General features: G+C 46.1%; 18 protein-coding genes. 6 read left to right on the top strand and 12 right to left on the bottom strand.

Translation table 11 applies throughout. The features are described from left to right. The first annotated feature begins 63 nt into the window (after window positions 1-63). The 4 genes from Q3W13_RS05260 (at window position 64) to Q3W13_RS05245 (ending at window position 8,837) form a co-directional block, all read left to right on the top strand. Complete coding sequence (locus Q3W13_RS05260) at window positions 64-3,396, top strand: VCBS repeat-containing protein (RefSeq protein WP_302861902.1); 3,333 nt, start codon at window positions 64-66, stop codon at window positions 3,394-3,396. Between the two features lie 4 nt (window positions 3,397-3,400). Then, the gene (locus tag Q3W13_RS05255; RefSeq protein WP_302861900.1) at window positions 3,401-4,735 is read left to right on the top strand and encodes a vanadium-dependent haloperoxidase; all 1,335 of its coding nucleotides are present in this window, start codon (window positions 3,401-3,403) and stop codon (window positions 4,733-4,735) included. Between the two features lie 136 nt (window positions 4,736-4,871). Continuing rightward, window positions 4,872-7,973: a glycoside hydrolase family 2 TIM barrel-domain containing protein gene (locus tag Q3W13_RS05250; protein ID WP_302861898.1), complete on the top strand. Its 3,102-nt coding sequence runs from the start codon at window positions 4,872-4,874 to the stop codon at window positions 7,971-7,973. A 291-nt stretch (window positions 7,974-8,264) separates the two neighbouring features. Then, window positions 8,265-8,837: a PAS domain-containing protein gene (locus Q3W13_RS05245; RefSeq protein WP_302861897.1), complete on the top strand. Its 573-nt coding sequence runs from the start codon at window positions 8,265-8,267 to the stop codon at window positions 8,835-8,837. A gap of 34 nt (window positions 8,838-8,871) precedes the next feature. Here Q3W13_RS05245 and Q3W13_RS05240 read toward each other — a convergent pair whose 3' ends face one another. The 3 genes from Q3W13_RS05240 to Q3W13_RS05230 all read right to left on the bottom strand — a co-directional run bounded on the left by Q3W13_RS05240 (window position 8,872) and on the right by Q3W13_RS05230 (window position 12,460). Next, entirely contained in the window at window positions 8,872-10,179 is a 1,308-nt protein-coding gene (locus Q3W13_RS05240; RefSeq protein ID WP_302861895.1) for a paraquat-inducible protein A, read from the bottom strand. Beyond that, a complete protein-coding gene (locus Q3W13_RS05235) occupies window positions 10,166-11,482 on the bottom strand; it encodes a paraquat-inducible protein A (RefSeq protein ID WP_302861894.1) in 1,317 nt (438 codons plus the stop codon). The genes Q3W13_RS05240 and Q3W13_RS05235 overlap by 14 nt, the downstream gene beginning before the upstream one ends. Window positions 11,483-11,548: 66 nt before the next feature. Further along, window positions 11,549-12,460, bottom strand: coding sequence for a DMT family transporter (locus Q3W13_RS05230; protein ID WP_302861892.1), 912 nt, complete (start codon window positions 12,458-12,460; stop codon window positions 11,549-11,551). Between the two features lie 175 nt (window positions 12,461-12,635). Between Q3W13_RS05230 and Q3W13_RS05225 the strand changes: the two genes are divergently transcribed. Next, a complete protein-coding gene (locus Q3W13_RS05225) occupies window positions 12,636-12,977 on the top strand; it encodes a hypothetical protein (RefSeq protein WP_302861891.1) in 342 nt (113 codons plus the stop codon). 102 nt (window positions 12,978-13,079) lie between these two features. Here the strand turns inward: Q3W13_RS05225 and Q3W13_RS05220 are convergent, their stop codons facing one another. After that, complete coding sequence (locus Q3W13_RS05220) at window positions 13,080-14,435, bottom strand: sensor histidine kinase KdpD (RefSeq protein ID WP_302861890.1); 1,356 nt, start codon at window positions 14,433-14,435, stop codon at window positions 13,080-13,082. Between the two features lie 427 nt (window positions 14,436-14,862). Here Q3W13_RS05220 and Q3W13_RS05215 point away from each other — a divergent pair, with 427 nt between their 5' ends. Further along, the gene (locus Q3W13_RS05215) at window positions 14,863-15,585 is read left to right on the top strand and encodes an SDR family NAD(P)-dependent oxidoreductase (RefSeq protein WP_302861889.1); all 723 of its coding nucleotides are present in this window, start codon (window positions 14,863-14,865) and stop codon (window positions 15,583-15,585) included. An 84-nt stretch (window positions 15,586-15,669) separates the two neighbouring features. Here the strand turns inward: Q3W13_RS05215 and Q3W13_RS05210 are convergent, their stop codons facing one another. From Q3W13_RS05210 to Q3W13_RS05175, 8 genes are all read right to left on the bottom strand, one after another. Next, window positions 15,670-15,879 (bottom strand): hypothetical protein, encoded by a 210-nt coding sequence (locus Q3W13_RS05210; RefSeq protein WP_302861888.1) that lies wholly within the window; start codon window positions 15,877-15,879, stop codon window positions 15,670-15,672. Window positions 15,880-15,931: 52 nt separating this feature from the next. Beyond that, on the bottom strand, window positions 15,932-16,450 hold the full coding sequence (locus Q3W13_RS05205) for a response regulator transcription factor (RefSeq protein WP_302861887.1): 519 nt from the start codon (window positions 16,448-16,450) through the stop codon (window positions 15,932-15,934). Between the two features lie 6 nt (window positions 16,451-16,456). Next, window positions 16,457-16,588, bottom strand: a complete 132-nt coding sequence (locus Q3W13_RS05200; protein ID WP_302861885.1) for a hypothetical protein — start codon at window positions 16,586-16,588, stop codon at window positions 16,457-16,459. A gap of 740 nt (window positions 16,589-17,328) precedes the next feature. Beyond that, complete coding sequence (locus tag Q3W13_RS05195; protein ID WP_302861884.1) at window positions 17,329-19,305, bottom strand: PAS domain S-box protein; 1,977 nt, start codon at window positions 19,303-19,305, stop codon at window positions 17,329-17,331. A 189-nt stretch (window positions 19,306-19,494) separates the two neighbouring features. Continuing rightward, window positions 19,495-19,845, bottom strand: coding sequence for a hypothetical protein (locus Q3W13_RS05190; RefSeq protein ID WP_302861883.1), 351 nt, complete (start codon window positions 19,843-19,845; stop codon window positions 19,495-19,497). Between the two features lie 31 nt (window positions 19,846-19,876). After that, window positions 19,877-20,185, bottom strand: coding sequence for a hypothetical protein (locus Q3W13_RS05185; RefSeq protein ID WP_302861882.1), 309 nt, complete (start codon window positions 20,183-20,185; stop codon window positions 19,877-19,879). Window positions 20,186-20,214: 29 nt separating this feature from the next. Next, window positions 20,215-20,676 (bottom strand): hypothetical protein, encoded by a 462-nt coding sequence (locus Q3W13_RS05180; protein WP_302861880.1) that lies wholly within the window; start codon window positions 20,674-20,676, stop codon window positions 20,215-20,217. A gap of 1 nt (window position 20,677) precedes the next feature. Further along, window positions 20,678-21,058, bottom strand: coding sequence for a group III truncated hemoglobin (locus Q3W13_RS05175; protein ID WP_302861879.1), 381 nt, complete (start codon window positions 21,056-21,058; stop codon window positions 20,678-20,680). Window positions 21,059-21,099: the final 41 nt, after the last annotated feature.

The raw sequence follows: 21,099 nt of genomic DNA, 5'->3' as shown, positions 1-21,099 counted from the left end.
AATGCCGGTGTTTTTCACTCGGCATTCTTTTACTTTCAACCCCTTACTTAAACTAAAAATTTGGTGAACATTTACAGCAAAACTTTTCTCCCACTGCTATTTGGCGGGATTGTAATGATAACCGGTTGCACCCCTGAAACCGGCAGTAACGATGGCAAGGAAGATGGCAAACCGCTTTTTACCCTGCTTTCGCCGGAGCAAACCCATGTGGATTTTAGCAATACCTTAACAGAGGGCCTGAACACTAACGTACTGATGTATGAATATTTTTACAACGGGGGCGGCGTGGCGGTTGGCGATTTGAATGGCGATGGCTTGCAGGATCTGTACTTTACCGGCAACATGACTGACAATAAGCTGTATATTAATAAAGGGAATATGCAGTTTAATGATGTTACCGCAACAGCCGGCGTAGCCGGCCGGCCGGGCCCATGGAAAACAGGCGTTACCATGGCTGATGTAAATGGCGACGGAAAACTGGATATATATGTTTGCTACTCTGGCAATGTAAGGGATGAACACCGCGTAAATCAACTATTTATTAACCAGGGTAACGATAAAGACGGAACCCCCACTTTTACCGAGGAAGCCCGGCAATACGGGCTGGCAGACGCCGGGTATAGCACCCAGGCTGTGTTCTTCGATTATGATCTTGACGGCGACCTTGACATGTTTTTGCTGAATCACAGCCCGATACAACTACCCGTATTGGACGAAGTTAATACGGTCGCGGCTTTAAAGAAATCAGATTCGCCTAATGGTGTAAGGCTTTATAGAAATGACAACGGCGTTTTTAAAAATATAACCCGGGAAGCCGGTATAAGCAGTTCCGACCTTACTTACGGTCTGGGAGCTGCTATAGACGACATTAACGGCGACGGTCTGCCGGATATTTATATATCGAATGACTACACCATCCCTGATTACCTGTACATCAACAACGGGGACGGCACCTTTACCAACAGGCTGCAAACCTCCCTGGGGCATACTTCGCAATTCTCAATGGGCAATAATGTCTCGGACATAAACAATGACGGCCTGCCTGATATTTTTACGCTCGATATGCTTCCCGAAGGTAATCGCCGGCAAAAACTGCTGTTTGCGCCGGATAACTATGAAAAATTTGATTTGACGCTCCGTACTGGGTTCTATTACCAGTATATGCGCAACATGCTGCAGATTAATAACGGAAACGGCACTTTCAGCGAGATAGGCCAGCTATCAGGCATTTCGAATACTGACTGGAGCTGGGCCCCTTTATTTGCTGATTATGACAACGACGGCTGGAAAGACCTTTTTATAACGAATGGATATACCCGCGACTTTACCAACATGGATTTCATGAAATACATGGGTGATTATCTGAAAGACAGACGTTTAATGCGAAAAGACATTTACAACCTGGTGCAGCAGATGCCGTCATCGCAGGTGAACAGCTATTTGTTTAAAAACAACGGTAACCTGACTTTTACCAACACGAGCACAGCATGGGGTATCAGCCAATCATCAAACAGCAATGGTGCGGCCTATGCTGATTTAGACAATGATGGCGATTTGGATCTGGTAGTTAATAACATTAATCAGCCTGCTTTTATTTATCAGAATGAAGCCGGCAAACAACTGAATAACCATTACCTGCAGCTTAAACTGGAAGGCGCGGGAAAAAATACACAGGGTATAGGCGCAAGAGTAACTATTTATGTAAAAGGTAAACTGCAATACCTGGAGCAAATGCCAAGCCGTGGTTTTCAGTCGAGTGTATCCCCGGTATTGCACTTTGGACTTGGCGGGGATAAGCAACTGGATTCTTTACGCATCGTTTGGCAAAATGGCAGCACGCAGCTTATAAAAGACGTTAAAGCCGACCAGGAATTAGTGCTTAATGAGAAGAATGCTGCCGCAAAATATAAAAAGCCGGAACCCGTGAAATCTATTTTTACAGAAATTGCATCGCCGGTAAACAATCAACAAGTCAAAAACAGCATCAACGATTTTAAACGGCAGCCGCTGATGGTGAACCCCATGTCGTTTTCGGGGCCGTGTCTGGTTAAGGGCGATGTGAATGGCGATGGTTTGGAGGATGTTTATGTGGGAGGAGAAGATGGTAAGTCGGGAGCTTTATACTTGCAGCAGGCTAACCAAACATTTGTTTTAAAACCACAATCCGCATTTGAGGCAGATAAAAAAAGCAATGATGCTGCGGCCCTGTTTTTTGATGCTAACGGCGACGGCAAACCCGATCTGTATGTAGCTTCCGGCGGCTACGGCGACCTGGCGCCTGATGATCCGTCTTTGCAGGACAGGCTTTATCTGAACGATGGCAAAGGAAATTTTGCCAAAGCAAAAAATGGCCTTCCTAAAATGCTGAGCAGTAAAAGCTGTGTGGTGAGCGCTGATATTAACGGTGATGGCCACCCCGACCTTTTTGTTGGAGGACGCGTAATACCCGGCAGGTATCCCGAGGTACCGCAAAGCTACCTGCTGATAAACGATGGCAAAGGAAATTTCAGGGATGAAACCGCTAAATATAATGCTCAACTGGCACATATTGGTATGGTAACCGATGCGGCCTGGGTGGATATCAACAGCGACAAAAGGCCGGACCTTATTTTAGTAGGCGAATGGATGCCGGTTACTATATTAACCAATAAGGGCAATGAGCTGATTAACAGCACCGGCAACTATTTTGATAAACCACAAAGCGGTTTTTGGAATAAGATACTGGTTGATGACTTTAACCACGATGGACGCCCAGATATTATAGCCGGCAACCTGGGGCTTAATACCCAATGCAAGGCGTCGGACAAAGAACCGGCCGAAATGTATTACAAAGATTTTGACGATAATGGCTCCGTAGACCCGGTATTTTGCTTCTATATACAGGGTAAAAGCTATCCATACGTTACCCGCGATGAACTGTTTGACCAAATGAGCAGCATGCGTACGCGCTTCCCTGATTATAAGAGCTATGCAGACGCTTCGCTTACAGACATATTTACTGCTGATGAATTAAAAGGCGCCGCACACCTGTCTGCAAACAACCTTTCCACCACTTGCTTTTTAAGCGATGCAAAGGGTAAGCTGCATGCCGCTGCATTGCCTTTACAGGTGCAGTCGTCTCCGGTGTACACCATTACAACATTAGATTATGACCACGACGGCAATAAGGACCTGCTTTTATGCGGTAATATTAACCGGGCAAGGCTGCGTATTGGAAAATATGATGCAAATTACGGCATACTGCTAAAAGGTGATGGTAAAGGCCATTTTCAATATGTCCCCCAGTTAAAATCTGGCTTTAAGCTATGGGGCGATGTAAGAAGCGTAACCGAAGTAAATAATACCCTGTTGTTCGGAGTTAACCAGGTGGGTGTGAAAGCTTACAAACAAAATTAAGTAAATGAAATTCAAGGCATTTTTAGTATTTGTCCTGCTGACTGTTATCGTTTTATTTAACGGTTGCGGCAATAAAAAACAACCCGAATTAACCAGCGCAGATATCGCTAAAGTTATCGCCAAATCAACGGCCATTATGGTGCATGATGTAACTAACCCGCCGCTGGCAGCCCGCTTTTTTGCCTACACCTGCCTTGCCGGTCAGGAAGTAGTAGCCGAAAACGATAAAAGCATAAAGAGTATGGAGGGTATTTTAAATGAATATCCTGATATTAAAAGACCTGTTTTTGCAAAAGGATATAATTATCAGCTAAGTGCGTTGGTGGCTATGATGGAAACTGCAGGCAAGATGCAGCCAACGGGTAGCGAAATGATTAAGTATGAGCAGGAGTTGTTAGACTCGTGCCGGAAAATTGGCTTCAGCAGCGAGATAATCGATAGCTCTTTGCATTATGGTCAGGCTATCAGCAAACAGATACTGGCCTATGCAAAAAAAGACAAATACAACCGCATCAGTAATTACAAGCGGTATACACCGGCACGTGCCGACAGTACCTGGGATCCTACCCCACCGGCTTATATGGCAGCCGTGGAGCCATACTTCAATACGGTTAGGCCGCTGTTTATTAACTCATCTACACAGTTTTTGCCCGGGCCGCCTATTCCTTTTTCTACAAATAAAAGTTCAGCCTTTTTTAAATTCCTGTTGATGAATTATAAGGCGGGAGCTAACAACTTAACCGCAGAACAGAAAAACATAGCAAACTTTTGGGATTGCAACCCCTTTGCCTTGCAGGACAACGGGCACATGATGATCGGTTTAAAAAAGATCTCGCCGGGAGCTCATTGGATGGGTATAACAGCTATAGCGTGCGCGCAAACTAAAACTGGCTTCTCCAAAGCTATGGAAGTTCATACTGCAGTTGCTGCCGGCCTGCTGGATGCGTTTATTGCGTGCTGGGAAGATAAGTACCGCACCAACCGCATCCGCCCGGAAACAGCCATTCGCAGATATATCGATATCAACTGGAAACCACTACTCCAAACGCCGCCATTCCCGGAATATATCAGCGGGCACTCCATTGTCTCGGCAACATCAGCAGTAATCCTGACAAATTACTTTGGCGACAACTTTAAATACACCGACAACGTAGAGGTAAGTTACGGGGTGCCGGCCAGGCATTTTAACTCGTTTATGCAGGCGGCAAAAGAGGCGGCCATTTCCAGGTTCTGGGGCGGTATACACTTTATGGATGCCATAGACAATGGCGTTACCCAGGGCATAAGAATAGGCGACTGGGTAGTAAATAAACTAAACACGGCAAAAAAGCCGTCTTGATAAGCCCGTCAGTCGCTCATTTCGTAACATTGCATACTATCAATAAAAACTACCTTATATCATGTTTAAAAAACAACTCACAAAGTACGTGTTTGTCTTATTTCTTGTGCTCTGCTGTAAAATAAGCCTGGCTCAAATGAAATCGGCCTCCTGGCTGACCAAAACCGACACGGCATTTATTCCCAAAGAAATTGAAGACCCGGAATGCATTGGCATCAATAAACAGCCGGCGCATGCCACATTAATGCCTTATGCTAACCTGGCTGAGGCGCTGAAAGCCAACCGCCATACATCAACCTACGCCAGATCGCTTAACGGTATGTGGAAGTTTAACTGGGTTGGCTGGCCGCAGCAACGCCCCGTAAACTTTTACAAGACCACCTACAATGTTGACAAATGGGCAGATATAAAAGTGCCTTCGAACTGGCAGATAGAAGGCTATGGAACCCCTTATTACAGTAATTACAACTACATTTTCCAAAAGGATTTCCCACGCGTGATGACCACGCCGCCGGTTAGCTTTACTGCCTACAAGGAACGTAATCCTGTGGGCAGCTACAGGCGCAACTTTGAAGTACCTGCTAACTGGAATGGCAGGAGAATATTTGTTACGTTTGATGGCGTGGACGCAGGATTTTTTCTGTGGATAAACGGCAAAAAGGTTGGCTATAGTGTAAACAGCCGCAACGCCGCCGAATTTGACATCACAAAATTCGTAAAACCAGGCAAAAATATGATTGCCGCCGAAGTGTACCGCTTTACTACGGGCAGCTATCTTGAGGATCAGGATATGTGGCGCCTGAGCGGGATTTTCCGCAACGTTACGTTGTGGAGCTCGCCGCAGGAGCATATCCGCGATTTCTTTGTAAAGACGAATTTCGATGCCGCGTATGATAATGCCACCCTGCAGGTTATTGGTAAGGTTAAAAACTTTGGTACAGTAACAACCAGGGCGCGCAGTCTCGCCGTTGATTTGTATGACGGCAATACGCCGTTGGTCAACGGAAAAGGTACCGCGAAAATACCCGCTTTAAAACCCGGCGAGGAAGTGACCTTGACAGTCAATATCCCCGTTTCGCATCCCCGCAAGTGGACAGCCGAGACACCTTCATTGTACACAACCGTTGTCTCCATAAAAGATAATAACCAGGTTGTTGAAACCATATCAACCCGGACGGGTTTCCGCAAGGTTGAAATAAAAGGCAGGCAATTTTTGGTAAACGGCGTGCCGGTGAAGCTAAAGGGCGTTAACCGCCACGAAAACTGGCCAGACGTAGGTCATGCCATAACCGAAGACCAGATGATAAAGGATATCATCCTCATCAAGCAAGCGAATTGTAACCATGTGCGAACCTGTCATTATTCAGACGACCCAAGATGGTATGAATTGTGCGACGAGTATGGTATTTACTTACTGGCGGAGGCCAACCTGGAATGCCATGGCGCCTGGGACGAGTTTAACGAAGATCCGCGCATAAAAGCAGCGATCATCGATCGTAACGTGGCTAACGTGGAGAATTTCAAAAATCACAGCTCGGTAATTATCTGGTCGCTCGGAAATGAATGTGGCAGCGGCGGCTCCAATTTCAGGGCGGCATTAAAAACTATTAAGAATATCGACCCTGACCGGCCAACCCATTACCAGGGTTTTGGCATAGGTGATGAGAACCCCGCCGACATGGACAGCGAAATGTACACCAGCCTGGGAAATGTTGAAAAATACGCTACCGACCCCAAACTAACCAAACCGTTTTATTTATGCGAATATGCACACGCGATGTTTAACTCAATGGGCGCCGTGGCAGATTATAACGACCTGTTTGACAAATATCCGAACCTGCTGGGCGGCTGTATCTGGGAATGGCAGGATCAGGGTATCTACAATAAGTTTGATCCTAAACACCCGATCATCGCTTTCGGCGGAGGTTTCGGTGAAACTCCAAACGACCATTATTTTATTCATAAAGGCGTCGTGTTTTCTGACCGTACCCCCAAACCGCATTTCCCGGAATTAAAGCACGCCTACCAATGGATCAGTATAACTCCTGTTGATTTGGCAAAGGGAACGGTAAATATCCGCAACCGCTATCAGTTCATCAGCTTAGATGATTTTGCTGCAAGCTGGAGCCTGACCGAAAATGGCGTCGAGATCAGCAAGGGTAACCTTCCGCTCGGGCATATTGAAGCCGGAAATTCGGAGCAGATAACTATCCCTTACCACTTTATACCGAAGCCGGGTGCAGAGTATTTCCTGAGAGTTGCTTTCAATACTACCAAAGATGAGATTTGGGCTAAAAAGGGATATGAAATTGCTTCACAACAACTGGCCATCCCGGTTGAAAATACGATTATTGCGCCGACCAAAAGCACTACACCTGTTAGGGCATCCTTTGATGACAAAAACATATTTGTAACCGGAAAAGACTTTAGCCTGGTGTTTAGCAAAACTAAGGGTACTTTTACCGAAATTAAAAGCCATGGTAACGACATGCTCGCCAACCAGGGCGGCCCTATGCTGCACCTGTGGCGCGCACCGCACCGTAACGATGATATGTGGGCCGATGATTCATGGAATAAATTCGGGCTTAAAAGATTAACCTGGACCGCGGAAAAGGTTTCCTATAAACAAAAGGATGATAGCAATATAGAAATCAGCGCGGAACTGACGGGCAAAGGCCGAAATGGTTTTACCGTAACGCACAAAGTGAAGTATGAAATAAATGGGGACGGAACTATTGAGGCGGATAACGACCTGTCATTCAGCAACGAAGCCATTCCGCTGGCGAGAGTCGGGGTAAGGCTGATACTCAACAGAAGTTATGACCAGTTTGACTATTTTGGCCGGGGCCCCATGGAAAACTATATCGACCGCAAACGCGGCTTTGATGTTGGCTTATACAAAAGCACCGTTGCACAGCAATTAACCCCGTACGAAAAACCAATGGAAGCCGGCAACCACGAAGATGTGCGCTGGGCGCGGCTTACGTCGGCATCCGGCTCATCGCTCATGGTTAAGAAAGACACAGCCCTGCTGCAAGTTTCGGCATTGCCGTATACTGACGAAGAAATGCAGAATGTTGAATACCGCATCGACCTGCCGAAAAGCCAGGCAACTGTTTTATGTATTGATGCACGCACCCTTGGCGTTGGTTCAAACTCTTGCGGACCAAGACCTCAAATGAATTGTACGCCAATGTCGGTATCGCAGAAGTTCAGCTACATCCTTAATATCAGGTAATCCCAATTATATCTGCCCAGGGCGCTTCTTTGTTAAACGGGGAAGCGCCCTTGTATTTACGTTAAAAAGCGATATTTGCCTTAATATTGCACTGGCAATGTAAAAGTTTTGAAAAGATGCTGTTCTTTAAAGTATTTAGCCGATATTGCCTGATGTACGGTACGGCCTGTTAGCTTTTACCTTCTTTTAGAAGCACGCGCGGATTGAACGGCGCCAGATTTAAGGCAATTGCCGAAAAATCAAACAAATAAGCAGGCTTTTGTGTAGTCAATTAAATTTCAAGCCGAAACTATGCTAAGTCAATCTTCTACTTTAGATATATCTCTGTTGGCTAATGCTGTGGAGACGACGCAGACCAGCTTTGTTATCGTTGATCACACTTTACCTGACGATCCTATTATTTATTGCAACAGTGCGTTTGAGCGTTTAACAGGATATGACAGGAACGATATTATTGGAAAAAACTGCCGGTTTTTACAACGCGATGACCGCAGACAGCCTGAACTGGTGAAATTGGCCGCCGCAATTGCAAATGGCCGCGAATGTACCGTCCGGCTCCGGAATTACCGTAAAGACGGATCTCCTTTTCTTAATGAATTAGCCGTCTCTCCGGTTTTTTCAGCTTCGGGTACCATCACGCATCTCATCGGTATTCAGCGGGATGTTACGGCTGATGCCGGACAGGTTTCCGAAATTTTTTACCACGAGCTGCGCACCCCGTTAACTATCGTTAAATCAACCCTGCAAATTCTCCAGCGGAAGGGATTAATGATTGACCCCGCATTTTTCAACAAAAGCCTTGAGACAGCTGTAAAAGCCATCGACCGCCTGGAAAAGATTACCAATTACATTGAAAAGAAATAAGTAATACAACAAAAAGCGAAGCTTTTGCATAGTTTTAGCATCTTAGTGCTGTAACATGCTTTAATATCTTTCTTAATAAGGTTTCGTAAATCACGTAACCCACAAAAACCAGGTACCCGGGCTGCAGGTAGCTGTTGTTAGTGGTTACAAGTGTAAGGCCCCCGCCGTGCATGTTCAGCCCTGAAAGCTGGCTTTTCAGTATGCCGTTAAGACCGATATAAGTCATCATTATGCCAACTACCATCACATCTGCCATGTTCCATTTGCCCGACTCAAGAGCAAGGTATTTAATGATTTTGTTATCCGAGATCTTATTGCCGCATGAAACATGCAAGCCGGTAGCAACAAGCATAAGTACAGGCAGAATGATAACGAACAGCATTACAAGGATGCCCACGAGCACAGCATCCGGTTTCGTTTGGGCTATAAGCGTACTGACAATCCCGGTGAGGCTTTTACTCTGAAAAAACAGCACCTGGTTCTGAAAACCTACCTCCTGACCAAGTATCTGAAAATGCATGGTACCGATACGTGCATCAACCTCGATAATGGGCGCGCTAATGCCGACAAGGAGCAGTACAAGGGCCGGCAATAATGATATAACAAAAAGCATGGTTTGCAGGTGCACTTGTTTACGCAGCAGCCACCAAAGCCCTAACGCCAGCAATACACATGCAAACATTGCATAAGCGTATTGATAAGATATGCGGTGTACCGCCTTTACTTGTTGTACAAGAGTTTGATTAAGCCTGTATGCGTCAGCAACGTGGTATTTTTTATACAGGTGAACGATGAGTGTATGATATGCTTCGGCGGTGCTGTCATAAGTCTGCTGCTCCAACTGGTCCAGTTTACCGGTTACAATGCCTTTTAGCCTGTTGGTACTTGCAGGATTGGTTAACCTTAAAACAATGGTATGGGCGAAAGATGGCACCAGCGCCTGCAGCGTATCGACATCTACCACAGCGTTAAAAGCCAGTTTTTTAAGTTTGCCGCCCAGGCTTTTCTGTGGTTTATTAATTTCATCAGCTGTTTTAGCAACCAATTGGTGCAGTTGTTTTTCAACCTGGGCCTGCAGTTCTTTTTTTTGCTTTTTAGTAACATGAAAGGCATTAACCTGGCTATCCAGCACGCCTGATATCTTATCACGCCACGAATCCACCGAAAATATCCCGAAAGTGATACTATTTACTACGCTATAGTCCTGTTTAAGCCGCTGCTGCTGTTTGGCAAAATGATAAAGCCTGTAACCGCACCATGCTTCCACGGCGAGCAGTACGCCCAGTCCAAGCAGCAGCGCGAGGTTGGCCCGCAAGTTTTTTTTCCGATCAGTGGGCGTCATAGGGCGTAATGAATTTTAATATGGTTGATAGTATCAGGCCGTATAGCACGAAGCTGATAAAAATAATGTAGCCTGGTTGCAGGGCGGTATTATTGGTGGCGATGATAGTGAGCGGGGTAGTTTGTATATGCAGCGCCGCCAGTGTGCCGTCAATCAGTCCGTTCAGTCCGATATAAGTCATCAGGATGGCGATTACGATAACATCGGCCATACTCCATTTGCCCGACTGGAACGCGAAATATTTGATGAAACGGTTTTCTGCCATTTTCCGTTTGCTCAGCAGGTGAATGCCGGTGGCAGTAAGCTTTGTGATAGGAAACAAAATGCTGAATACTAAAATAAGGACACCTACCAGGATAGAATCGGCTTGGGCATGTGATACAAGCACTTCTACAACTTCAAGGATGCTTTTGCTCTGAAAAAATAATACCTGGTCGCGGAAGACCACGTGTTCGCCCAGCAGCGTAAAGTCGAGTGTGCTGATTCGGGCGTCCACCTCAATCATCGAAGCCGTAAGCCCTACCGCCAGCAAAATAAAAGCAAACAGCAGCGACATAATAAACAACGTTGTATGCAGCTGTACTTTTTTACGCAGCAGCCACCACAATGTCAGCACAACTAAAATACAGGCCAGCATAGCAAAGCAGTAGCTGTACATTGTTGTGCGCATTTGTTGCAATTTGTTATTGAGCGTTTTATTTAGCGCCTGCTGATTAGAAACATGGTAGCGCGGATACATTTTTTTGAGCAATGAGTCGCGGGCCGTGGCGGTGCTGTCGAAATAGCCGCTATGCGCTACATCAGTGAATTTTCGCATGGCAAGCTTGCTTAGCCGGGCCTTACTGGCAGGGTTATCCACTTTAGCTATCACCTGTTTGGCTAAGGCTGGTACCTTTGCTTTTATTTTATCCGTATTAACAAAGGTTTTAACAGCAAGCTTTTTAAGCTTACCGCCAAGGCTTTTCGGTTTTTTATTTACCATGGCTTCCGCCTTATTGATCAGCGCGAGCATAATTTGCTCCACCTCTTTCTGTAATTGTCTTTTTTGAACAGGGGTAAGGGTAAAATGCCGCACCTGGTGGTTAATAATCCCGGAAATGTCGTCGCGCCACTGTTCGGCAGAAAAAAGGCCCAGGTTAATGCTGTTTACATTGGCATAATCCCGCTTAAGCTGCTCCTGCTGCTTGGAAAGCGTATGCAGCCTAAAGCCGAAAAAAGCCTCAGCACATAGCAATATACCAAGCCCGGCTATCAGGAGCAGGGTGGGAAGTAAATGCGATTGTTTCTTTAAGGCGTGCTGCATAATTTGAGAACATAACGCTGTTTGACCAGAAAGGTTTAGCAGCGACAATGACCGGAATTTTATCGGTTACATTTTTTTGGCCATTTGCCGGTGCACACTTATCATAAGCAGTACCCCGCAAAACACCAGTGCAAAGCCGCCCAGGTGTATCCATTTAAACTCCTCGTGAAGCAGTACATATGAAAGCAATAATGCGCTTACCGGCATAACGCCCATAAACGAAGCGGCGACGGTTCCTTCAGCCCGTGTAATGCCTTTATACCACAACACAGACCCAAGCCCCATGGTAATGAGCCCGTAAGCTGCAAGCGACAACCAGTTTACTACGTCTATATTTTCAAAATGCAGCTGCGGCCATTGCCAGATACATAATGGTATAAAGCATACCACGCCGATGAGGGCCGACAGGCCTGAAATTTCTTCAGGCGGATAATTCCTGGTGAGCGCCTTACCCATCAACGTGTAGGCCGCCTCGCAGCAAACCGCCGCAAATATTAAAACAACGCCCAACAATGGGCTGCTGTTTCCGCCTTGCTTTCCGCCTTTTAATTGCAGCAGCAGCACTCCGGCAATAGCCAGGACAAGCGCAAGTATTTTCTTCCAGGTAACGGTATCTTTGAAGAAAATAATGGAAAGTATAGCCGTTATCGCCGGGGTGGTGCTCATCACAATACTACCGGTAACACCGCTCACCAGTTTCATGCCGTACAGCATAAATGCCGTAAAGCCCAGTACGCCTAATATTGCAATACCCAAAAGCAGCCAATGATCGCGGCCTTTGTAATTTTTAATATTTGACAGCTTTAAGAATGGCAGCAGCACCAGGAACGCCAGCAATACACGCACACCGCCAGCAATAAAGACCGGAAAAGCTTTGGTGACCAACTTGCTGAGCGGCGTGGCACTGCCGAACAATGCCATTCCGCCCGCAAGCATCAGGTAAGTTGTAACCGATGTGTTTTTCTGATTTTTGCTCACTTATGGCCGCAGTTTAATTATTATAATCGCGCGTGCTTTATAACATATCTTCACTTAATACAACGCAGTTACACGGCCGAAGTTTAGAATATTATGAAACCATGCACCCGGGGTAGTTCTACGGCGTCCCTTTGCCGGCGTCAAACAAAAGATATGCTTTTGTGATTATGTAGATATGAGCCTTACTGACGAAGAATTTCGCGAAGCGTACAAGCCGTTGCCTGTACCAGCCGCCTATAAAGAAGCAACAACATTTAAAGATAAAGTAGTTTTTGCGCTGGCCGACCTTGGCGAAGCAACTGCCGAAGAAGTTATCCGGCACTTAGAGAAACTTGAGCCGGCCGCGGAACACAAACCGATGATAGCTGCCATTCGCCAGTTATTAGGGCAATTGTATGAGCATGGCTTAATTGCAGCGGCAGAAAAAGACGGTAGTCCGGTTTATAACCTGCGCAAGATTACCAGCGCTAACAATGGTGAAGTTAACCCGGACTTGTTGGCGCCGGGTCTGGATTGAGTAAAATCCTAAGCTGTGACCCTTGGCGGATAATTGCGGACTTTTTAATAGATCAACAAGCTGCAAGCGAGGCGAATCGCTTTGCGAAATTTACCCGGACAGCTAACTTTTTTGCATTAGCACCGCACTTGCTGCTGAATCTTCGTTATAAGAACCGCAGCCTTTAAGACGGATATAAAAAGTAGTGCCCCGGTCTGTCGCGCTTTCAAACCAAATGGTTCCTCCCTGCAATTCGGTGAACTCTTTGCAAAGGATGAGCCCCAGGCCAGCGCCTTTTTCGTTCTTGGTGCCGAATGTAGATTGCATTTTCAGGGAGAAAATACGGTCCTGGTATTCCATGGGAATTCCAACGCCCGAATCGCGTACAAAAATGAGCCAATGCCGGCCCTGAAATTCTGTTCCGACGACAATCTCACCACCGGATGGAGTGAATTTAATAGCGTTGCTCAAGAGGTTACGGAGCACCAGTTGCAGCATATTTGCATCGGCTACTACACGTGCCTCGTGGTTAATCTCATTCTTTAAAGTAATACACTTTTCCAGGGCAATGGGCTGCTGTAGCAAAAGCACAGGCCGTAAAGTTGCGGCCAGGTTAAGTTCTTCCAGTTTTACGGAAACGCCTTCCATCTGTTTCATCGTCCATGATAAGAGGTTCGACAGCATTTGGCCGGTGTGTTTCGTTTTTTCTAAAAGGTCAAGCTCAACCCCCCGCTTCTCCTCTTCAGACAAATTGTACTCTGTAAGCAGCTCAAGGTAATTTTGTATAGAGACCAACGGCGACCGAAGGTCGTGCGCCACGATTGAAAATAGTTTATTTTTCGTGGCATTAGTACTTTCAAGTTCTTCGGCTTTTTTTATAAGCGCCAATCGCTGGCGGTTGTAGCTGTCGCGAATGTACAGGGTAACCGAGGCAATTAAAATACCTATAACCAGGTAAGAATAGCCGAAATCAATATACCGGTCAGCCAGGCGTTTATAAGTATTGGTTACGGCATAAGGATATTTATATTCCAGTGTTAGCAATATCCCCACCAATATCATGTTGGCGGGCAGCCAAAACCAGAATTGTATTTTCGGGGCTATAGCGATAACCAGAAACAACGACAGCAGGAAGATAAGCAGCCCTGGGCCGTTAATGCCCGAGTTCTGCTGATAGTTGAGGGCTATAAAGACATTACTGGCCAGGCAATACAGGAAAAAACTCATGTTCAGCTTCCTGCGATAGCGCGAATAATAATAAATAAAGGCAGTAACCAGCAGCAGTATGGTCATCAGAAAAGACAGTGATGGCACGCCGATAAAATAATTCCAGGGGATATTACAAAGTGTTGCCGCCATTGAGACCAGGCACGCAGCATGAAAAATGCGCGCCTCCATCGAAAACTCTTCCGTGTTACCGGTTAAATTTTCTATGAGATTTTTAGCGCCCGGAAAAACCGATTTTGGTTTTTTATCCATTTCTTCAGCTTTCTTAATCTAAACTCTTACCCGGTTCAAAGTGACCGATGTTTTGATAGATATTTCTACCAGTTTGGCCAGTTTACCTGTGAAGGCTTCAAGCGCTGCCAGGCATTGTTTACCGTCGTTATCGTTATTGGTTATTCAGAACCGAAATAAGTCTAATAATCAGCAAGCGCTTAATGTTAAACCACCCGTCCGGTTATTATGCAACTAAATCTGCCGTTAATTAATATTTAACATAACATTTCCTTATACGAAATTGAGCGCTATTAGGTTATTACTTAACCGATTATTTTATTGCAGCGGGTTAAGCAAAGTATGTGATGCAAAGGAATAAATGCTAAAATCTTGTAAATGTTCATGGATCGTGTATTGCAGAATTGAACTTCGTTGGATTTATTTGCGTCTAATTAAATATTCTATTATGAAAACAGTATTGATAACCGGCGCTAACAAGGGAATTGGCTTCGAAGTAGCTAAGCAGCTGGCCCAAAATAGCCATTTTGTATACCTGGGCAGCAGGAATGAAGGAGCCGGGCTTGAAGCAGTTAAAAAACTAAACAGCTACGGCATTACCAATGTGGAGACGCTGGTAATTGATGTGGCTGATATCAACTCCGTCCGCCAGGCAAGACACCACATGGAAGCAAAAATCAGCGCCCTGGACATTCTGATAAACAACGCGGGCATTGCCGGAGACCTGCCCCAAGACTTTGCCACCGGAGACGTAGAAAATCTGCGCCGGATATTCGACACCAATTTTTTTGGCGCCGTGCAAACTACGCAGGAGCTCTTGCCATTGCTGAAAAAAGCGGCTAACGCTGCCATCATTAACGTTTCCAGCGAGGTTGGCTCTATAACCCTGCGCACACAGGCCGGACGAAACCTGAACAGAGATAAGTACAATGCCTACGGCGCCTCAAAGACAGCGCTTAATGCCTTTACCGTAATGCTGGCGAACGAACTTTATGATACCGGTATAACGGTTAACAGTGTAACTCCCGGATATACAGCTACCAGCCTTAACCAATTTCAGGGTGCTAAAACCATTGAGCAGGGCGCTGCGGCTATAGTTGATATCGCCCTGCAGCCGGTTTCCGGCATTACCGGAAAGTTTTTAAAGGAGGACGGCGAGGCAGCGTGGTAAAATTTTGCCAGTCTGCAACTAAGGCAAATGTTTGTGCAGGCGAACGGCTGGGGTATGATATAGTTAGCCTTTAGCCGGAGTACGTTATCCGGGCCTTTTAGCGGTATCTGTATGAGTGGTATCTTTATTTAATGTATCGCTCCGGCTGGCATCCGGTGTTACATGCATGCCACTGGCGGTATCATTCCGGGTCGCGGCTGAATCGCTGCTGCTATTATTATTATGGCTTTTACAGGCGCTCAGACCTGCGGCTAACAACAGTGCCAGGCTCAGCGTACAAAATTTAGTTTTCATTGTATACGGTTTTATAGTGTCATCTGATTACTCTAAATGAACGATGCAATTATTATCCGGCCGCAACATTCAACAGGCCATTTAACATAGCAAACTTAATGAGTTCGGGGCTGTTTCGCGTCCCTGTCTTGTTTAGCAACGAAAGACGATGACCTTCTACTGTGCGCCTGCTGGTGAATAACATTCCCGCAATTTGAAGGTTAGTATAACCATCGGCAATCAGTTCCAATATTTCGGCCTCCCGCGAAGAAAGCCCGATGCTTATTGGCCGTTTAACGGCCCGGCTATCGCGGGAAAGACGGGTGCAAAGCCTTTCCGTAATGCCGGTGCAAATAAACCGGCGGCCCTGTACAACTTTACGTAAACCAAACAACAGCTCCTCGGAATCAGCTTCCTTAAGAATGTACCCGCTTGCTCCGGACCGGAACGCCGCCGACACAAAACTTTCATCAGCCTCATAAGTAAGGAGCACCATTTTGGCATCCGGATAAATGGCCTTTGCTTGCTCAGTCAGCTCAATTCCCGACATATCTCCCAAATGAAGATCAATAAGCAGTACATCAGGACGCAACCCTTCTCAGAGCATATTTAAAGCCTCTGTACCCGATGCGGCTACATCAACAATATATTCTCCACTGTCCTTTTGCAGAAGCTGGCGCAGGGCATCCCGCACAATTCCGTGGTCTTCAATCAGCAATAGCCTGGTCATATTTTCATAGCATTAACTTGAAATTAAACGATTTAACACTAAAGATTGTTTATAGTGGTAAATACGCTATTTAATTGCGTTAAATACATTAGGCAACATCGCCATCCCGCGTGCTAATTAATTTTTCATAAAATATCAAGAGGCGTTCTATACGCCCTTGCGCCGTTCATCTTTCCCTTTGGTTTTCCGTACAATCAGAATAATAGCCAGCACCAGAAAAACAGCGATAGCAATAAAAGCAAATGGTAAAAGCATAACAAAAACGATTTAAAATGAATAAAAAATTAACGCGCAGTTGTTTACAATGAAGACTGCAAACCGCAAGTAAGGCCATTAAAGCAAAATGCTAAAGCCGTACCATCATGCCCCCCTGCTCTTGTCCCTGGCATTTCATGCCAGGCATGTTAATGGTTTCAACTCATGCACCTACTGCAGGCTGTAAGTAATATAACCAGCAGGCAGATTAAGCATGATTACAGTTTTGAAAACGGTAGCATCTGGGCGTTTTGCACGATTGAACCGGGTAGTATTCCCGGATGAGTGAAACTACGTGCTTTATCTGGGACAATTGACATACAAGCCGGCCGACTTGCGGCACCGCCTCTAATGGTACGGTAAGCTAACGGTTATTACCAGTTCCGAACCGGGCGTAAGGCCAGGCAGCATATCTGCAGATCTTAAAGGAGCCTTAAGTTTACGGTCTGCTAAGGTCGCAAACGTTCTGCGCGACAGTATAAAATTTACGCCGGGAGCTTAAAGTAGAATGTCGAGCCTTTGCCTTTTTCGCTTTCTACCCAGATACGGCCATTGTGACGGCGAACGATTTCTGCACTGAGATACAGGCCTACTCCAAAACCGGATATGTTGCGGGTGTGCTCACTTTCCGAGCGGTAATAGCGGTCAAAGATTCGGGACAGGTCTTGCGGGCGGATGCCCATGCCTTCGTCGGTCACGCTTACCTGCACCTCCGCGTTTAGCAATGTGCAACTCACGTTTACCAATTTGCCACGCGGTGAATATTTAACAGCGTTTGATAACAAGTTAGACACCACCGAGCCGATTTTTTCTCGGTCAGCTTCAATAATAACCTGGGTTGCCGGCTCGAAAGTAAAGGTGTGGCTGTTTACCGTAAGCCGTATTTCATCCAGTTCTTCATTAATAAGTTCGCGCAGATCGAACGATTGCTTAATGATTTCCAGCTTACCCGATTCCAGTCGTGAGATATTGAGAAAGCCGTTAATCAGGCTGCTCATCTTTTTGGTTTGCAGTCTAACTTTGTTAAGCGCCTGCGGTATAAAAGGGTCTGGGCTGTCTTTCAGTTTCTTCTGCAGCACCTGAACCAGCGCAGTAAGTGAAGTTAATGGTGTCTTTAACTCGTGGCTTGCCATACCGATAAAATCGTTTTTGCGTTCTTCATTCCGTTTTTGGTCGGTAATATCGCGGGCAATCTTTGATACGCCAACAACATTGCCTTCCTTGTCCCGGATAGGCGATATGGTAAGTGAAACGTAAATCAGTTTGCCATCCGCTGTACGCCGTATGGTTTCATAATGGTCTATCTTTTGGCCGTTGCGCAACTGCTGAAGAATAACGGGTTCCTCGTGTTGCAGGTCTTCCGGTATAAGCGTTAATATGGACCTGCCTATTATTTCGGCCTCGGTATAACCAAATATCTGCTGGGCGCCGCGGTTCCAGCTCGTTACTGTACCGTCAAGGTTCTTGCCGATAATAGCATCGTCAGACGATTCTACAATAGCAACCAGTTTAGCGCTGCGCTCATCAGCCAGGCGCAGTTCGTCTACCAGTTCGCGCAGGCGACGATGGTTCTTGGCCAATTCCTCGTTTGTCGCCATCAGTTCCTCGTTCAGCGCCTGCGTTTGCTCTTCACTTTCCTTCAGGGCCAGGGTACGCTCTTCCACGCGCCGCTCCAGCAACTCATTCGACGCAGCAAGCTCTTCGCGCGCCTCAAGCAATTCTGCATTAACAGAGGTAAGCTCCTCGTTAGCGGCGGTAATTTCTTCGTTAGCCGATTTAAGTTCCTCGTTTAGCGCTACGGCTTCCTGCTCCCTCGTTTCAATCTCAGCCCGCAGGCGTTCTTTTTCCCGAAAATCAGCGCTTATGCTTCGGTACGAGTACAGGCCGATACCAACAGCTACCAATGCTGCCAGGATAATAAAACCGGGCACCAGTGCTGTGTACCGGCTAAAAGTAACATTGCCTTCATTCATCAGCAATCTTTCGTCTGCTTCAGCACGTGCTATTGCTTTCCGCAGTTCATCCATAGCGGCTTTGCCGGCATCAAGGTCTTCGGCTGCAATTAGCCTGCCCTGTTGCTTTTCTTCAACCATACGCTGCAGGATATTTAACCGCTGGTCAAGAACTTTCCTTATCAGGTTTATATGTGCCTGCTGGCGGTTATTGCCAGCGGTGAGGCGGCCGAGTTCGCTGCTGAGCAACAAGGCTTCATGGTAAGCGCCGTTATAGGGCTCCAGGTACTCACTCCGGCCCGTGAGCAGGAAACCCCGCTGCCCGGTTTCGGCATCTTTCATAACCGAAAGCACCTTCTCCAGCTTCTCAATTACCTGGTCGCTGTGTGCCACAGCACGATTGCTGCTCAACAAAAGCTGCAGTGTAATGAATGACACCAGGCTTATCACCAAAAGTATCGTTATAGAAAAACCGTATCCAAGCCGGAGGTTTCGATCAAATCTGGTCATTAAAAGTAAATGGAGTGCGCCATAAAAGTAAGACTTTCGTATCAATATCAACAACCATTAAGAATGTTTGTTGGTGATGCTCATTATTTATTGCTGCTGAATGCCCGATTTGAAAGACTGTAAACAAAAAGTCCTTAGCCTCCAACATACTTAATTGAGGGCTGAGGACCTTAAAAATAAAAGCAAATCTCAAATTACGAATGCCACCACCATGGTCAGGTTTACCAGCGTGCCGGCTATCAGTAAACCAAGCACCGTAGTGGTTTTTGTGCCCGCCATGCCTGCTACCAGGTTGATGAAGAACAATAGCACTGTGATAAATAATACCCAGATCGGCGCATTGTAATAATACAACAGGAAAGCCGGAACAGGCAGACACAATACCCCCTGCCAAAGTAAAGAGGCCATAAACCAACCGGCCCGGTTTTTGGCCTGGCTTTCAGCGAATTTATTGAAGCGGTTGTAAAGTGAAGTTTTGCTTGCGGCAATAACCTCTTTATCGGCCAGTTCGGCGGTTGGGTTTAATTCAATAGTATTCATGATATTATTTGTTTGATTATTATGGATATGGTTAAAATCCCGATTTCGCAACCAGAAGGAGGCAAAGGCTGTCTTCAAGCGCTTGCACGGAATGCGGGACATCCACTGGAATATCCAGGTCAGCATATTTAGCGAGCGTTAAGGATACCCCTTCCTGCCGGTAGTTAACCGAACCATCAATTACCAGCAGCCTGGCAGGCACGGTTGCGCGGTGTCCTTTCAATGTCATTCCGCTTTTAAACCCTAATGCCAGTGTTTCGCCTGCCGCATGCGTGTGCAGTGTTTTTATTACCGGCGCATTGGCTTCTTCCAGTTGCGCTAAAACTTCGTATATGGTCATTGTTTTGCTTTTTTAGCTGATTACACTGTTTAGATGGCTAGTCGGCGCTGATTTAAAAGCGAACGCATACCTGTGATGCCGGTTAATAAAAGCACCGGTACTTTAATCAGCTCAAAGGCAACGTAGCCCCAGTGCAGGCTGTGCCCGGTCACAATCTGGCCGTTTATAATTTTATCGGCATCTTTGCCTAATGCAGGCAGCAGCCAAAAGGTCTCAAGCGTCATGATCAACGCTGCAACAACAATCAGCCGGCCCTCCGCCTTTTGCGGCTTCTGAATAAGGCAGGTAATCGCAATGACTGCCAGAAATCCCCACTCGCAGACATTGAGCATTCCAAAAACCAATTTGCCTATTTGCAGTCCTTCGGCCATACTGAGGTGCGGCGCCGTAAATTTCAGCGGCGCCTCCATGAAGCTGATCGCCATAAAAAAGCCAAGCCAAAAAATTGTAAGAATGCTCCTGGTGAGCTGAATGTTGCTTTTATTTTCCATGTTAAACTATAACTCTTTTTGCGTCGGCCATGTAGCGCAGCTTGTGTAAAAACATTTCGGCCATAAGACCTGCCCTGTTTTTGGTATCATCAGCAACAGGGCCCTCAAAATGTGTATCGATAGTTCGGCCAAAAAGAATCAGCCAACGGTCAAAGTGGTGCTGTCCGATTTTTAGCGGTGCATGTTTTGCAAAGGGATTGCCCTTAAACCCGGCAACGCCAAATAATACCGCATTCCAAAAGGCGTACATCTTTTCGAGATGCGGTTGCCAGTCGCCAATAACCTGCAAAAATACCGGCCCTATCAAGTCGTCTTCCTGCACCTTCGCATAAAACTCGTTTACAAAAACTTTAATGTCTTCTATAGTAGCTATATCTTTCATTTTATTGATATATTAAGACCTTTTTATCTTTTATAATAACA

This window comes from Mucilaginibacter sp. L3T2-6 (assembly GCF_030519355.1).
Classification (GTDB): domain Bacteria; phylum Bacteroidota; class Bacteroidia; order Sphingobacteriales; family Sphingobacteriaceae; genus Mucilaginibacter.
Note: the sequence above shows the minus strand (reverse complement) of the source record. Positions and strands in the feature narration are given on the sequence as shown.